Raw genomic sequence first — 16,377 nt, 5'->3', positions numbered from 1 at the left:
GCGAACAGACCCAGGCGCAGGACTTCTTCATAGTGGAATCCTTGTCACCGGATTGAAAGCTTGAGATGAAAACAGATCTCCAATTACAGCAGGATGTCATGGCCGAACTGCAGTCGGAACCCGCCCTCACCCCTGCGCAAATCGGCGTCGACGTCAAAGATGGCGTCGTTACCCTGACCGGCCAGGTCGATAGTTTTACCGCAAAATGGGGGGCTGAAAGCGCAGCCAAACGCGTCGCCGGAATGATGGCCCTGGCGGTGGAGATGGAGGTCAGGTTGCCTGGCACGATCCAGCGTGCCGACAGGGACATCGCCCGCTCCGTCTGCAATGTCCTTTCATGGATGCCCCACTTCCCGCAGGATGCCATCGGTGTGACCTGCGAAAAGGGCTGGGTCACGCTTTCAGGCGAGGTTCAATGGAAATACCAACGCGAATCGGCCCATGCCGCCGTCAGGCAATTAATGGGAGTGCTCGGCACCAGCAACCAAATCCTGATCAAGCCGGCAAGCGCTGCAAGCTTGGCAAAGGACGAGATCGAAGCGGCGCTGAATGACCAGGCGCACGTCGATGCGAAGGATATTCTGGTCTCGATTCATGGCGCCGAGGTGACCTTGTCCGGCAATGTGCATAGCATTGCGGAACGTTACCAGGCCAAGAACTCCGTCTGGCGCAGCCCCGGCGTCAACAACGTCATTGACCATCTGACGGTTTCCTGACGCCAAATTGGAAAAGACGCTTCCCAATGCAGATCAACTGCAGATCAACAACACGCCGGCGGCATTCAGGCCTTTTGCATCCTCTGCATTGGAGAAGCCTTGCCGCAGGCTCGTGGCAGTGTAGCACGCAGAGCATTCCCTCCTTAACCACCAACATGATGGAACACGGTATGAACACAAAGAAACACTTTCCGGATAATGCCGAAGAAGTCTCCCATGCACAGCATCGCCATCCGCATGATGAGCGCGCCTCCCACGAAAATCCCGGCGATCCCCGCAATGAAGGAAAAGAGGATCGTTATCGCCAGGCGCATGCAAAAGACCATGGCGCGGGAAAGAATCATCAGTCGGAGAAGATGGCGCAGCAGATCCCGGCGAAATACCGCAACCGGGGACGCTGACAAGGAAACCAGCCGTCTCTGCCCGCGCATGGCACCGGCGGCAGAGACGGCCTATGTCTTCCGGTACAGCGTCACCTCCACCGCGTGCTCCAGTCCATCGTCCGTCAGCGTCAAGCCGGTGTCTCCCTGGACGGCTCCATCCAGCATGTATCGGCTGTCGGCATATCCATCCCCCTGCGGCCATTGCTGCCTGATCGTGATGCGATACCGGGTGCCGCGGTAGCGGTAATCCAGGCAATAACTCTCCCAGTCCTGCGGCAAGCAAGGGGTAATCTTCAGCCGGTCTCCCTCGATGCATAGTCCCAGCAGCGACTCCGTCAACAGGCGGTACATCCAGCCTGCCGATCCGGTATACCAGGTCCATCCGCCGCGCCCGGTATGCGGCGCCACGGCATACACGTCGGCCGCCATCACATAGGGTTCGACCTTGTAAATGCCGACCTCCCGCATCGTTCGCGTGTGGTTCAGCGGATTGATCATGCGAAAAAGCTCCCACGCCGATTGGGCGTCGCCCATGCGTGCAAACGCCATCACCGCCCAAATGGCCGCGTGGGTATATTGCCCGCCGTTCTCCCTGACGCCCGGAACATAGCCGCGTATGTAGCCCGGGTTCTGGCCTGCATGGTCAAAGGGCGGATCGAGCAGTTGAATCAGCCCCGCCTCCTCGCGCACCAGATGCTGCTTGACAGCGGCCATTGCCTGCTCGCAACGGCGTGGCTCGCCGGCGCCTGACAACACGGCCCAGCTTTGGGAAATGGAATCGATCCGGCATTCGGCATTGCCGGCGGAGCCGAGCGGACTTCCGTCATCGAAGTAGGCGCGCAAATACCAGTTGCCATCCCATCCGTTTTGATTGATGTTGCGGCCTAGCTGCGCGGCCTGGTCCCGGTAGTTTTCTGCAAACGCCTGGTCTCCCCGCCCGGCCGCTACCTGCGCAAATTGCATGAGCACTTCATGGAGGAAGAAGCTGAGCCAGATGCTCTCTCCCTTGCCTTGATCGCCCACCTTGTCCATACCGTCGTTCCAGTCGCAGGAACCGATCAGCGACAGGCCATGCGCACCGAATCGCAGGCCATGCCGGATGGCCTCGACGCAATGCTGGTACAGCGAAGCGGAGTGCGCCGATCGGGATGGCAGATCGTAATAGGAGTCCTCATCCGGCCCTAGCGGGCGGCCTTCGATAAAAGCCACGCTCTCGTCCAGCACGCCGGTATCGCCGGTCACGCTGACATAGCGCCATACTGCCAGCGGCAACCACAGGTAATCATCCGAACAACGCGTCCTTACGCCGCGCCCCGCAGGAGGGTGCCACCAGTGCTGGACATCGCCTTCGACGAACTGGCGCGAGGCACACAGCAGCAGATGGGATCGGGCCAGTCCCGGTTCGCTATGCACTACCGCCATGGCATCTTGCAACTGGTCGCGGAAACCGAATGCGCCGCCGGACTGGTAAAACCCGCTGCGTCCCCATAGGCGGCATGCCAATGTCTGATAGAGCAGCCAGCCATTGGCCAGTATGTCGATGGCCGGCTCGGGAGTGGCGATGCGCAGGGTGCCCAGCGTCTTTTCCCAATAGCGATGGATGGCATGCAAGGCCTCGTGCGCGGCACTGCCGGAGCGATGGCGCATGATCATCCCCGCCGGCTCGGCCTCGCGGGCATCGGTGACGCCCAGCACAAAAACCAGCTCCCGCTCCTGGCCCGGGCCGAGATCGAAGGCGACTTGCATGGCCGCGCACGGGTCGAACCCGGCGCCGCTCTTTCCGGACAGGCGCCGGCGCTCCATGGCGATCGGGTTGCCCAGCGAGCGGTTGCGGCCGATGAATTCGCGGCGGTCGCTGCTGACGGTTTTGACGGCATCGACATCGAAAAAGGCCACCCGTTGCGGAAACTCCGTGTTGTAGTGATTGCGGGCCAACCATGCTCCCGTGCGCGGTTCAATCTCGCTGGTAATGTGCATGGCGGTCTTGGCGCGCAAATCTCCCAATACCCATTCGACATACCCTGTCGCCGACATCTGGCGTTGCCTGCCCGATTCGTTACGGATACGCAGAACGGAATATTTCACGGCGGCATCCAGGGCGACATAGACCGTCAACTCCGAAACAATCCCATCTTCGCGATGTTCGAACACGCTATAGCCGAAGCCGTGCCGCGTCAGGTAAGTACCGTTGCCGCGGCGCGGCAAGGGCGTCGGCGACCAATACGTTCCGGTTTCCTCATCGCGCAGGTAAAACGCTTCGCCGCTGCCGTCGCTGACCGGGTCGTTTTCCCATGGCGTCAGCCTGAATTCATGCGCATTCTCGCCCCAGCTATAGGATTGCCCGCTCTCGGAGACGACCGTGCCGAACATCGGGTTGGCCAGGACGTTGCACCATGGCGCCGGGGTAAAGCGCTCGCCGCCGGTGATGATCCGGTATTCCCTGCCGTCCGCACTGAAGCCGCCGATGCCATTCTGGAACAACGGAGCCGGCGCATCATCCGCTTCATCATCCGCTGCATGGGCCGGCAGCGGTTCCGCGTCGCCTCGCTCCCGCTCCCGCTCCGTCGCTGGCGCATCGGGCACGAGCAAGGGCATCCTGAGTTCGGGCGGATCGCGGCGGTTGACCTGTTCGGCCAGGGTGCCCTTGCGGTCGCTCAGGATGACGCGCGCCACCGACAGGAACAGGATCCGGTCCTCATCGGAAACCTGGTCGACCAGGCGCACGAAAATGCCGCCGGGCCGGTCAATCGCATGCGCGCCCGTCACCGAGGAAATCAACCCCAGGATCTGGTCTTGCAAGACCTGCCGGTAACCGGCATGGTCTTCATTCCATATCACAAGGTCAACCGCCAGTCCTTTGGAGCGCCAGTAGGCATGTGCCTGTACCATCTGGCGCACCAATTCAAGATGGGCCATGTCGTGGATCTGCACCAATACGATAGGCAAGTCGCCGGAGATCGAGTAGCTCCACAAGGCCGACTGGCCGCGTTCGTTGCGCGCCAAAATACTGCCTTCGGCGCGTAGCAGCGGGTTGGCATAGATCACCGAATTGGCCAGCCGGCCGTACAGCTGCGCATCGGCTTCGCTGGCGTTGAGCTGGCGCAGCACCACCTGATTGTGCGTCCATGCCAGTTCAATGACGCGGCTGGCCAGATGGCGGTCCTGGTACTTGCCGATCAGCCCCAGGCAATGTTCCCGCGTCTGCGCCGCTCCAATGACCATGTCGCAAATGACGGACTGTTCCGGCTCCAGCGTGATGCGATGCCGGATGGCCATGATCGGGTCCAGCACCGAACCGGTGCTGCCGGACAACGCCCCTTGAACCCGCATGGCCTTCGGATGGGAAGGCGTATTGCCGCGCCCGATGAATTCCATGCGATCCGTCTCATACGATGTTGCGCTCGATACCGCGCCGTGCACCGACATCAGATGGAACATCCACGGCACGCTTTCATCGTTCGACCTGGGCCGGCGGGTGCACAGGATCGCGCCGCGCTGCCGGTCGATTTCGGTTTGCACGAATAAATTGCCGAAAGCCTGATGCATCGCATCTGCAACCGCCGGCGCCAGCACCACTTCGGCATAGCTGGTCAGTTCGATCGTACGGGTGCGCTGGGAGCGGTTGACGATTTTGGTGCGACGCAATTCGATATCGTCTTCCGGCGATACGACGATCTCCGTATGCATGTCGAATTCGCGGTCACGGCGACGGAACTCGGCCCGGCCTTCGGAAAAGATGACCTCGTAATGCGATGGTACGGTTTGCGCCGGCTGGTAAGCCGTCGACCAGAATGCGCTGTCCTCCATATCCTGGACATAACAGAATGTTCCCCACTGGTCGCGCGTGCCGTCTTCGCGCCAGCGCGTCAGCGCCAGATCGCCCCAGCGGCTGTAGCTCCCGCCGGCACTGGTCAGCATGACATGGTAGCGGCCGTTGGAAAGCAGCTGCACCTCCGGCACCGGCGGATCGTGCCGGTGGCTGATGCGAACGTGCAGGTTCGGATCGTCCTGGGCCGCACGTGCGTCGGCAAGGTCGGGCGTCATGGAATAGTTGATGCCGGCTTTGGGGACACGCTCATGCAGCAAGGACATGGTGGCCTGGAACAGCGGGACAGAGGCAAAGCGCTTCTGCATCGGCCGATCCAGCAGCAAGTAAGCCAATGACAGCAGGCCCATTCCCTGGTGGTGGGCCATGAACGAGCGCACCACCGCATGGCTTTGTCCGCGCAGCAGGCGGGATGGGGTGTAGTCGATGGCTTCGTAAAGGCCGTATCTTCCCTCCAGAGCGGCCGCGCTCATTTCCTGAAGATTGCGGCAGGCCATTTGCGGCGACACCATCAGCGCCATCATGGCGGCGTAAGGCGCCACCACAAGATCGTCCGACAGCCCGCGCTTGAAGCCAAGCCCCGGGATGCCGAAGGTCCGGTATTGATAGTTCAACCCCGCATCGAATGCGTTGTAGCCGGATTCCGACATGCCCCAGTACACGCCGCGTTGCGCGCCATAGGCAATCTGCCGTTCAACCACGGCGTGGTACGTCTGATTGAGCAAGGTGCCGCGGAAGGTCGGCATGACCAGCAACGGCATCAGGTATTCGAACATCGAGCCGCTCCAGGAAAGCAGTATCGGCTTGCCATCGGCCAGGGTAAGCTGCCGTCCCAGTGCAAACCAGCTTTCTTGCGGCAATTGCCCCTGGGCGATGCCGACAAACGTCGCCAGGCGCGCTTCCGACGCCAGCAAATCGTAGAACCCGGCATCACGGCGGTGTTCACTGACGTTGTAGCCGATTGCCAGAAGGTGGGTCGACGGATCGTATAAAAAACCATATTCCATGCGGGCAAACTCATTGGCCTGCATGGCCAGCGTCCCGATCTGCCGGATACGGTCGGCGGCAAGCGCGCTGGCGGCCTGGATCTGCCGCTGAAGATGGCTGATGTCCGCAGGCCGCTGGCTCGCGCCTTCGCGCAAGGCAGTATCGAAACCGGCATGCGCCAGGGCGCCTAGCTGCGCGATGTGCCCCAGCGTGAGCGGGACGTTCAGCAAGGAAAAAATAGCCGGAAATTCCGTATCCCATCCCGGCGCAGCAACCGTCTGGAGCCACGGCGCTAACGCCTCCAGTTCCGCCAGCGCGTCATGGCACTGGCTTGCCAGCGCATTCGACCATTGGCGGATCAGCGATTGCGCCGCTGCCCCTTCATTCCTTGATGTTGAAGAACCGGAAGCCGGCGCACCGGCTCCGGCGTCATTGCCCGCCAATTGCCATTGCGCATGAAAATCCTGCGCCTGCCGGCTGAGCCGCTGCAGTGCCTGCAACCTGCCGGCGCCATCCGATGGCCCCAGCCCGCATGCGGCATCCAGCGTCATGTTGAACGGCGCCGGCAACGGCAGGGCCGTATCTGCCGTCATCTCTTCCAGGATGCGGCTCGTCTCCCGGATTCCGGAGAACAGCCGTGGATGCAACAGCGGCGCATCGATGAGTTCCACGAGCGCGGGAGCCAGCGTCAGGAGGTGTCCCGACAGGTTCCCGCTGTCCACCGTAGACACATAGGCAGGCGCCAACGGCCGCAGGGATTGGGTGTCATACCAATTGTAGAAATGGCCCTGGTAGCGCTCCAGCCCCCCGAGGGTCTGGAAAGTCTGCCGGGTACGCTCAATGAGCTTTCCTCCCGGGATGTAGCCGAAATCGAAGGCGCTCAGGTTGGCCAGGAGGGACAAGCCGATATTGGTCGGCGAGGTACGCCTGGCCAGCACTTCGGCCGGGTGCTCCTGGAAATTGTCGGGCGGCAGCCAGTTGTCGGCCGGGCCGACATAGGTTTCGAAGAACAGCCATATTTTCCTTGATAAAGCCCCCAGATAGCGCGTTTGCTCATCGCTCAGGGCGGCCTGGCGCCGCGCTATCGGTTGGCTGAGACGAAAAACGATATACGGCGCGGCCCACCATAGCAAAAGGATCGGCGACGCCGCCGCCAAGACGAGCGGATGCATGACGGCCAGATAACCCGCCAGGGCCAGGGCCAGGATCGGCGGCTGCCATATGGTCTGGCAACAGGAACGCAGGTGGTTGCTTGTTTGCAGGCCGATTTCGTTCGAACTGCGCCACTCCAGCATCTTCCGATGCGACAGATGCAACCGCCATTGCGTACGCACGATGGCATCGATGCGGTACCACGCCTCATAGGGAAGCAAGCTGACATCCAGGACGCCATGCAGGAGATGGACCAATGTATCCCGCGCAGACACCGCCGCATGCTGCGATAGCGAAGCATCCTCCGGCACCCTGGCCAGGTTCAGCAACAAAGAGAGTACGGTCGGAATGAACACCATGGCCAGCAAACAAAGTGTCCACAGCCAGCCATCGGCAAGGAACAGCCATCCGATGAGCGGTATCGCGATGAGCGCCGGCAGCGCCAGGCTGCGGCGCAGATTGTCGAATAGCTTCCAGCGCGACAGCGGCGATAAAGGATTCGTCTCCCGCTGCAGGCGCCCCGTCGCGGCATCACGGCGCACCGGTACGGTGGGCATTATCCAGGCGGCGATCTGCCAGTCACCCCGTATCCAGCGATGTTGCCGGCTCGCGTCCACGCTGTAGCGCGATGGATAATGCTCGTTGAGCTGCACATCGCTGAGCAGCCCGCAACGGGCGTAGCATCCCTCCAGAAGATCGTGGCTGAGGATACGGTTCTCCGGTATCCGGTTCCGCATGACCTGTTCGAAAGCATCGACCTCATAGATCCCCTTGCCCGTAAAGGAACCCTCGCCAAACAGGTCCTGATAGATGTCCGAAACGGCGCGCGTATAGGGATCGATGCCGACATCGCCGCCATACAGCAACTCAAATTGCGAAGCATTGGGGCGGGGAGTGCCCACGGCGATGCGGGGCTGGAGAATGCCGTAGCCATCGACGACGATGTTCCTGTTCCGATCGAAAACAGGACGATTCAGCGGATGGGCCATGGTGGCCACGAGTTTGCGCGCCGCGTCGCGGGGCAGCTCGGTGTCGGTGTCGAGGGTAATCACGTAACGGATATTGCCCAGACCTTCGATATTGCCGAGGATGACGGCAAACGCATCCTGGTCGGCATCCTTCAACAAGGCATTGAGCGCGCCGAGTTTCCCCCGTTTGCGCTCATACCCCATCCATACGCCCTCAGTGGCGTTCCATTGGCGGTCGCGATGCAGCAGCAGGAAGTAGTCGCCGCCGTTGCGCGGGTATTTCCGGTTGAGCCTGTCGATATGCCGCCTGGCAGTCTCCACCAGCACCCGATCGCCGGCGGCATGCTCGGTGTGCGCATCGCCATAATCCGTGAGCAGGCAAAACCGCAAGTGCCGGTCCTGGTTGGCCAGGAAACGCACTTCCAATGCATCGATCAGTTCTTCCACGCCCGCTGCCGTATGGAGCAAGGAAGGAACCGCCACCAAGGTGCCGGACTCAGGCGCAATGCCCCCCGACAAATCCATGCGGGGAAGCAGTGACGGCGTGACCCACAATGGAACAAGCCAGTTGACGATCGCTTGCGCCACCTGGCTGGAAGGAAGCAAAACCAGGATCCCGAACAGCATGAACCAGGCCGGATGCCAACGGTGAGCGCCGGCATGCAGCGCCGCCAGCAACACCGGCGACCAAATCAGCAAGGTAGCCAACAACATGCCGCCGAGATACATCGTTAGCGGCCGTTTGGCGCAAGCCCGCCGCAGCCATGTCCCCCAGGATCCTGCGATGCCCGACGCGTCTTCCAGAGACTGGCGGCCTGCCCCGATCAGGTAGTAGCCCACATGTGAACGGCGATCGGCCGCCCCCGCCTGTTCCCATGCCCGCCGGGCCAAATCAACGGCTTTGCCGGCCACATCGTTCTCTTGCAGCCGCCCATGGCGCGCGATCTTCTCGACGGCATGGCGATAGCGGTCCCGCGTGGAAAAATCCATACGGGCGTAAACATCCATGGGATCTTTACGCAAGGTATGTTCGACCGCGCTCATGGTCTCGACAAACTCGCGCCAATCCATGCTGCCCAGAAAACGCAACGAACCGATGCTATTGCTGATGGAAACCTGGTCGGCCGCCTGGCGCTGCCCTTCCCGCTGGATCAGGTCTTCCACGCTATCGCCGGATGCCGCCAAGCGCTGCGACAGCCAGGTCAGCGGCAACGCCAATGTCGGCCCTTGCCCTTGCAGGCGCCGCACCATCTCCGCAACAAAGGAGCTTTCCAGGGCCGGTTCGGAGCGCGCCATGTCAGCCACCAGCAGAATCAGCTCCGTCGGTTTCTTTTCCGCCACCTCCAGCATGGCATCCGCCCAATAGTGGGCCAGGTTGCGATGCTGGCGGGTTATCGCCAGGCGCGCGGCGACGCGGCGCAGGTTTTCAATCAGCGCCAACCGCAACATGATGGGAATGGCCCAGAGTTCCCCCAGATCGAGCGCGGTGACCTGCTGGTATGAGGCGACAAAACGGCTCAGTATCTCGGGATCGACGCGGCCATCGCCATGCGCGATCGTCTCCAGGGCAATATCATAGACGCGCGGATTCCCTTCAGCGCGGCTGTTCTCCAGCCGGGGAAGCGCCTTGCTGTAGTTTTTGGGAAGATGGTGTTTGGCGATGCGGATTTGTTCATCGACCAGATAATAGTTATCCAGCAGCCATTCCGCGGCTGGGGTAACTTGCCGACCAGCCTTGATGGCCTCGGTCAGCAATGCGCAAGTAGAAGCGATCAATTGCTGATTATCGGCCAACCGCGGCAACAGCATGTCGGGGCCGACGGCGATGCTGAGCCGATGCGCCCTGGCAAGGATGCGGCCGTGTTGCTCCATTTGCTGCGCACTGAACAGCTCGGCACGAAGTGGCGGCTCTTCTTCCAACGAAGATATCTCTGGCTTCACGATGTACGTCTTTCATCCTATGCTGCTCGACGACGGAAGCTGAGAGCGGGGATCGCATCAGACCTTGCCAAGAGAAGACCGGGATCAACATCGAAAGTCAGCAGTTCAGCCGCATATGCATGTTCTTATGAGTCGTTCTCTGCATACGGACGATGACAGTACCTGTCGGCGGCAGTTTCTTGCGGCGCCAAAGTGGAAACTCTATCTCCTTCCAACGATTCCCTCTGTTCGCCAGCGCACATAGAGGCAGCCGGCTTATGCCGCCACGACTCCCGATTCTTTCTGCAACTGCTGTATGAATATCTCGCACCAACCTATGCCATGGGCTACTGCAAGCGCTTCTATTGGATAGATGCCGTCGATCTTTTGCATCGGCATGATCGGCTGGCTGAATTTCAGGATCTGGATACCATCCAGCGCCCAGCCTGCGGAACCTTGGGAATACCATAGCTGATAAGTAAAGTTGCTGTCGCTGCCGCTGGTTTCGTAATTTGGCATTGCGTTCTCCCTGTGTATCCATCTCGATCTTGTTTGGCGGGCCAACGCGGAAAATCCGCTTTTTCAGCCATCGTCCCCGCGATACACCTGGCAATGTTCGCCCGCGTTCATTTCAGTACCCAATGGATATCTTCCCGACGTTGCTTGGCCGCATCCCTGAAGTCCTCGACCAGGCGCCGGGCCTTGACCCTTCCGCGCGTGATCGAGGCATACACCTCCGGATGGATCGGCGCCACCGTCATTAAATCTTTTAGTGTGGCAGTATTCTCTTCGTAGGGCTGACGCATCGTTCCTCTTTCTGCTTCCTTGTTACAGGCGGCATAATTCAATTTCATTTCCGACGATCCTTCAACAGATAGTCCTTGCCACCTACTTCGTGAGAAGGCGTTTTTCCACCGGCCATTTCTTGTATCAGCTTTTTGAGTATGTGTAAGTGCAGCAGTGCACATAAGCGACTGTTTTTTTAGAACTCATTTCATAAATAGGAGTGAGTGCGAGCTTCCCCCGTTTGGAATGAAGTGCAAGGCGCGCGACGCGTCGTGTGGCGGTGCCACACGCAAGGAGCGCAACGCGGCCAGCGCCCTTTCTAAGCAGAACGCATCTCACTCCTATTTATGAAATGAGTTCTAGAAATACACGGTATGATCGCTACCCAGCTTGCCCAACTGAACGAGAGTCGCTTGGCGCAAACCACAACCTGCCCATTCTAGACCAAGGAGAGCGCTTCCCCATGCTTCGCCGCAACCCATCCGGCCACCGGCCCCAAGTCCACGAATCCGCCTACGTCGACCAGACCGCCATCCTGTGCGGCAAGGTGATCGTCCATGAGAACGTCTTCATCGGCCCCTATGCCGTGATCCGCGCCGACGAGGTCGACGCCAACGGCGAGATGGAACCCATCGTCATCGGCGCCCACTCCAATATCCAGGACGGCGTGGTGATCCACTCCAAGTCCGGCGCCGCAGTCACCATCGGCGAGCGCACCTCCATCGCCCACCGCGCCATCGTGCACGGCCCCTGCACCGTCGGCGATGAAGCCTTCATCGGTTTCAACAGCGTGCTGTTCAACTGCAGCATCGGCAAGGGCTGCGTGGTGCGCCACAACGCCGTGGTCGACGGCTGCGACCTGCCGCCGGGCTTTTACGTCCCGTCGACCGAACGCATCGGCCCCAAGACCGATCTCTCGACCATCGCCCGCGTCTCGGTGGCGGCCTCCGAATTCTCGGAAGACGTGGCCCGTACCAACAATGAGCTGGTGCAAGGGTACAAGAAACTGCAGAACGAGTTCTGATCCCTGGCGTTGCTCCAAACGAAACGGCCGCTCCCGGATTCCGGAAGCGGCCGTTTTCGTCAGCGCGGCGAAAGTCAGCTGCCGCGATACGTCGAATACGCCCAGGGCGACACCACCAGCGGCACGTGGTAGTTCTGCGCCGGATCGGCAATGCCGAAGGCGATCACCACCTCGTCGACAAACCGCGGCGACGGCACATCCACACCCTGCGCGGCGAAATAATCGCCGGCGGCGAACACCAGTTCGTACTTGCCGGCGCGCACCTCGTCGCCGGCCAGCAGCGGCTCGTCGCAACGGCCATCGCTATTGGTGACGGCATTCTTGAGCAGGCGCTTGTTGCCGCCTTCGACCGCGTACAACGCCAGCTTCACGCCGACGCCCGGCTTGCCTTTGGTGATGTCCAGCACGTGCGTGCTCAGTTTGCCCATGGTGTTTCCTTTCCCTTGTCCGTTTGATGGCGATTGCGCGATTCGCTGCCGATGGCATGCGATGACGGCAAATGATATACCGCCGTCTTTCAAGTCCATATACGAGCCGCCTTATACCACCCATCCATTGGGCGGACATAATGCCTTACCCGTGCCATCCGCCCCAAACAGGTGCACGCGCAATCGCCGCAAATACAGCATAAAACCAAGACGAGGCTGGAGACATGAAAGACCCCAACTATCCCCGCGACCTGGCCGGCTACGGTCGTCACGTGCCGCATGCGCGCTGGCCGGGCGGCGCGCGCATCGCCGTGCAGTTCGTGCTGAACTATGAAGAAGGCGCGGAAAACTGCGTGCTCGACGGTGATGCCGGCTCCGAGACCTTCCTCTCGGAGATCATCGGCGCGCAAAGCTTTGCGGCGCGCCACATGAGCATGGAATCGATCTACGAATACGGTTCGCGCGCGGGGCTATGGCGCCTGCTGCGCCTGTTCGAGGAGCGCCGCCTGCCGCTGACCGTGTTCGGCGTGGCGCGCGCCCTGCAGCGCAACCGCGAGGCCACCGCCGCCTTCCTCGAACTGGGCCATGAGATCGCCTGCCACGGCCTGCGCTGGATCAGCTACCAGCACGTCGACGAATCTACCGAGCGCCGCCATCTCGCCGAAGCGGTGCAGATCATCCGCGAGCTGACCGGCGCGCCGCCGCTGGGCTGGTACACCGGACGCGACTCTCCCAACACGCGCCGCCTGGTGGCCGAGCACGGCGGCTTCGCCTACGACGCCGACAGCTATGCCGACGACCTGCCTTACTGGGAAGACGTCCCCCTTTCCGATGGATCGGGCGCGCCGCAACTGATCGTGCCCTACACGCTGGACACCAACGACATGCGCTTCGCCGCGCCGCAGGGCTTCAACTCCGGCACCCAGTTCTTCGATTACCTGAAGGATGCCTTCGACACGCTGTACCGCGAAGGCGACCCGAACGGGCTGGATCGTCCCAAGATGCTGTCGGTCGGCCTGCATTGCCGGCTGGCCGGGCGCCCGGCGCGCGCCGCATCGCTGGCGCGCTTCCTCGACTACATTGGCGGCCACGAGAAAGTCTGGGTCACGCGTCGCATCGATATCGCCCGACACTGGCGCCAGACCCACCCATACGCCCCTGCCGCTTCCAACCGAAGCCGATGAGCGGGCATTGGCGCCGGCCTACCCCACGCCGGCCATCCACCGCATCCCGCCTGCACCGTTTTTTGTGCCGGTACGGGATACGAGCATTCCTCACATCCGTTTTTTTTTTGCCTGACCGCCGTGGCGGAACCACGGAACTGCGCATTCAAACAATAACGCGCAGCCATCACCAAACAACAATGGAGGAGACACCATGCAACAAACATCCCGGCGTATTCACGGCGCCATTGCCGCCGGCCTGCTGGCGGCATCCGGCGCGGCAGCCGCGGCCGACTGGGCGGATAACTCGATCGGTTACCGCTACGGCACGCGCTTTGCCGAGCCTTACAACACGCAGGACATCACCAAGAACATCGTCAACTTCACCCACGCCAGCGGCTACAAATACGGCACCAACTTCCTCAACGTCGACCTGTTGATGTCCGACAGCAAGGATGACAACGCGCAGGAAGCCTACATCACCTACCGCCATACGCTGGACATCGGCAAGATCGCGGGACGCGACCTGTCCTTCGGCCCGGCGCGCGGCGTCGGCTTCACGCTGGGCTTCGACTGGAACACCAAGAACGACAACAGCTACGCCTCCAAGAAACGCATGTGGGTGGTCGGCCCCACGCTGATGATGGACGTGCCGGGCTTTCTCAACATCAGCATCCTGGCGCTGTTCGAGAGCAACCAGCCCAAGGGCGTCTCCAGCCGCTACAGCTATGACACGCACCCGATGCTGAACCTGGCCTGGGGCATCCCCTTCGGTACGTCGGGCTTCGCCTTCGAAGGCTACATGAACTACATCGCGGCCAAGGGCAAGAACGAATTCGGCGGCCCCACTTCGCCCGAGCTGAACTTCGATGGCCAGATCATGTACGACATCGGCAATACCATCGGCATGGGCAAGAACACCTTCCGCATCGGCCTGGAATACCAGTACTGGCGCAACAAGTTCGGCAACCCGTCCAACGTGCCGGGCTCGCTGGCCAAGACGCCGATGGTGCGCGCCGAATACCACTTCTGAACTGCGCCGCCCCTCGCTGGCAGGCATGCCCCTGAGGGATGCCGTTCCTTCAGAAAAAAGCGCCGCTCCGGATGACTTCGGAGCGGCGCTTTTTGAGTGCTGTGACGGCGCAACAATGGCAGGTCCTGTTGGCAGGCCCGGCGGAAGAGCTGGCGCACTGGCTGCAAGCTGCTGCCGCATTGGAAGACCCGCAAGCGCAAGCCATGCTCGGACAACTGCTGCTGGATGGCCGCGGCATTGCGCTGACACTGGCTGCACCATCCAAATACAAAAATGCCCGGATTGATCCGGGCATTTTTCATCGCAGCGAAATAATCACAGCTAAACAATCACATCTGAATACAGCACCTCACACGAACTGCCCGATGGCCGCCGCCACCGCATCGCGTACCGAGCCGCTGACCACAAAGCCATGCGCGGCCTGGATGTCATTGTGGAACCAGCGATCCCCTTCCAGGCAGGCCGGGATCTGGCGGCGAATCTCGTCGTATGCCGCCTGCGTGCCCTGCCCCAGCGTGAAGCCCTTGAGCAGGTCTTCGGTCATGGTCAGCGCCTGCGCCGCCAGCAGCATTTCCACGCCGACGATGTATTGCGTGTTCTGCACCACCGTCAGCGCCTTGCGCGCGCACCAGGTCGAGTTGGAAACATGATCCTCGCTGTTGCCCTTGGACGGGATGCTGTCCACGCTGCCCGGCATCGACAGCGTGCGGTTTTCCATCACCAGCGAACTGAGCGAGCACTGCACCACCGGATAGCCGGTGTTCACGCCGCGCACGCCGCTCATCAGGTTGCGCGGCAAGCCCCACGACAGCGTCGGGTCGATCAGGCGCGCCACCCGGCGTTCGCAGATGCTGCCCAGGTCGGTAATGGCCATGGCCAGCAAGTCCATCGCCTGCGCCAGGTACTGGCCGTGGAAGTTGCCGCCGGAGATGATCTCGAAGCCTTCGCCATCTTCCTTGCTGAAGATCAGCGGGTTGTCGGTAGCGGAGTTGGTTTCCTTCTCGATGATGGTGTCGATGTAGTCCAGCGCATCGAACACCGGGCCGTACACCTGCGGCGCGCAGCGCAGCGAGTACACGTCCTGGATGCGGGCGGTGTAGGGAATGTCGGTGCGGCGCAATTCGTCCGGCAGTTGCACCGCGCGCGCTTCGTGGGTAGTGCGGGTCGAGCCCTTCAACAGCGTGCGCACCACCTGGGCGGTCTTGATCTGGCCGGCATGCGGGCGCGCCTGCTGGATGCGCGGATCGAAGGCCGCCATCTCGGCGCGCATCGCCTCCAGCGTCAGCCCCAGCGACAGGCAGGCGTCGGTCAGCAGGTGGCGGGCGTCGTGCGCGGCCAGGATCGCTACCGCCAGCGAGGCGGTGCAGCCGTTGATCAGGGCCGAGGCATCCTTGGCCTTGAGGTCGAATTGGACCGGGCCGATGTCGGCCTTGGTGATCGCTTCCGGCGCGCGCATGCGCTGGCCCCGGTACATCACTTCGGCCTCGTCGAAGCCGGCAATGGCCGCGGCCAGGTAGGACAGCGGCGCCAGGTCGCCGGAGGCGCCCACCGAGCCCTTCTGCGGCATGATCGGGTGGATGCCGGCATTGATGAAGGCCAGCAGGCGATCCACCACTTCCACCCGCGGAGCCGAGTAGTTGGAAGCGAAGGCGTTGGCGCGCAGCAGCATGGTGGCGCGGCTGACTTCCTCGGAAAACGGCTCGCCGATGCCGGCGCTGTGGGCGCGGATCAGCTGGGTCTGGAACAGTTCGATGTGCTCGACCTTGATGCGAGTGTCCTTCAGCAGGCCCACGCCGGTGTTGAAGCTGTACATCATCGGTGCCTCGTCGTGCATCCAGGTGCTTTCGATGTAGTCGCGGCTTTGCTTCAAGGCCGCGCGCGACGAGTCCGCCAGCGCTACCTTCAGGTGCGGCGCGCGCGCCACGCGGATGACTTGCTCGGCGCTCAGGGTAAAGCCGTCGATGGTGATGGTGTTCATGGGGTTTCCTTGT

General features: G+C 61.6%; 10 protein-coding genes. 5 read left to right on the top strand and 5 right to left on the bottom strand.

All coding sequences use genetic code 11. The features are described 5' to 3' along the window. The first annotated feature begins 65 nt into the window (after positions 1-65). A complete protein-coding gene (locus FB598_RS03975; protein WP_141913080.1) occupies positions 66-716 on the top strand; it encodes a BON domain-containing protein in 651 nt (216 codons plus the stop codon). A 170-nt stretch (positions 717-886) separates the two neighbouring features. Beyond that, a complete protein-coding gene (locus FB598_RS03970; protein WP_141913079.1) occupies positions 887-1,117 on the top strand; it encodes a hypothetical protein in 231 nt (76 codons plus the stop codon). Between the two features lie 51 nt (positions 1,118-1,168). On the opposite strand, the gene FB598_RS03965 is transcribed toward FB598_RS03970, so the two are convergent. From FB598_RS03965 to FB598_RS03955, 3 genes are all read right to left on the bottom strand, one after another. Continuing rightward, positions 1,169-9,973, bottom strand: coding sequence for a GH36-type glycosyl hydrolase domain-containing protein (locus FB598_RS03965; RefSeq protein ID WP_255515722.1), 8,805 nt, complete (start codon positions 9,971-9,973; stop codon positions 1,169-1,171). Positions 9,974-10,228: 255 nt separating this feature from the next. After that, positions 10,229-10,471 carry a hypothetical protein gene (locus tag FB598_RS03960; protein ID WP_141913078.1) on the bottom strand — a complete coding sequence of 81 codons (243 nt, stop codon included), beginning with the start codon at positions 10,469-10,471 and terminating at the stop codon, positions 10,229-10,231. Between the two features lie 107 nt (positions 10,472-10,578). Continuing rightward, positions 10,579-10,806 carry a hypothetical protein gene (locus FB598_RS03955; RefSeq protein WP_255463966.1) on the bottom strand — a complete coding sequence of 76 codons (228 nt, stop codon included), beginning with the start codon at positions 10,804-10,806 and terminating at the stop codon, positions 10,579-10,581. Positions 10,807-11,201: 395 nt separating this feature from the next. Between FB598_RS03955 and FB598_RS03950 the strand changes: the two genes are divergently transcribed. After that, the gene (locus FB598_RS03950; protein ID WP_141913077.1) at positions 11,202-11,762 is read left to right on the top strand and encodes a carbonate dehydratase; all 561 of its coding nucleotides are present in this window, start codon (positions 11,202-11,204) and stop codon (positions 11,760-11,762) included. Between the two features lie 74 nt (positions 11,763-11,836). On the opposite strand, the gene uraH is transcribed toward FB598_RS03950, so the two are convergent. After that, entirely contained in the window at positions 11,837-12,190 is a 354-nt protein-coding gene (uraH, locus tag FB598_RS03945; protein WP_141913076.1) for a hydroxyisourate hydrolase, read from the bottom strand. Positions 12,191-12,414: 224 nt separating this feature from the next. Between uraH and puuE the strand changes: the two genes are divergently transcribed. Together puuE and FB598_RS03935 are read left to right on the top strand one after the other, a co-directional pair. Continuing rightward, the gene (puuE, locus tag FB598_RS03940) at positions 12,415-13,374 is read left to right on the top strand and encodes an allantoinase PuuE (RefSeq protein ID WP_141913075.1); all 960 of its coding nucleotides are present in this window, start codon (positions 12,415-12,417) and stop codon (positions 13,372-13,374) included. A gap of 193 nt (positions 13,375-13,567) precedes the next feature. Beyond that, a complete protein-coding gene (locus FB598_RS03935; protein WP_141913074.1) occupies positions 13,568-14,386 on the top strand; it encodes an outer envelope protein in 819 nt (272 codons plus the stop codon). A gap of 349 nt (positions 14,387-14,735) precedes the next feature. Here the strand turns inward: FB598_RS03935 and hutH are convergent, their stop codons facing one another. Further along, a complete protein-coding gene (gene hutH, locus FB598_RS03930; protein ID WP_141913072.1) occupies positions 14,736-16,364 on the bottom strand; it encodes a histidine ammonia-lyase in 1,629 nt (542 codons plus the stop codon). Positions 16,365-16,377 lie beyond the last annotated feature (13 nt).

The organism is Herbaspirillum sp. SJZ106 (assembly GCF_006715495.1).
GTDB lineage: Bacteria > Pseudomonadota > Gammaproteobacteria > Burkholderiales > Burkholderiaceae_D > Herbaspirillum.
Note: the sequence above shows the minus strand (reverse complement) of the source record. Positions and strands in the feature narration are given on the sequence as shown.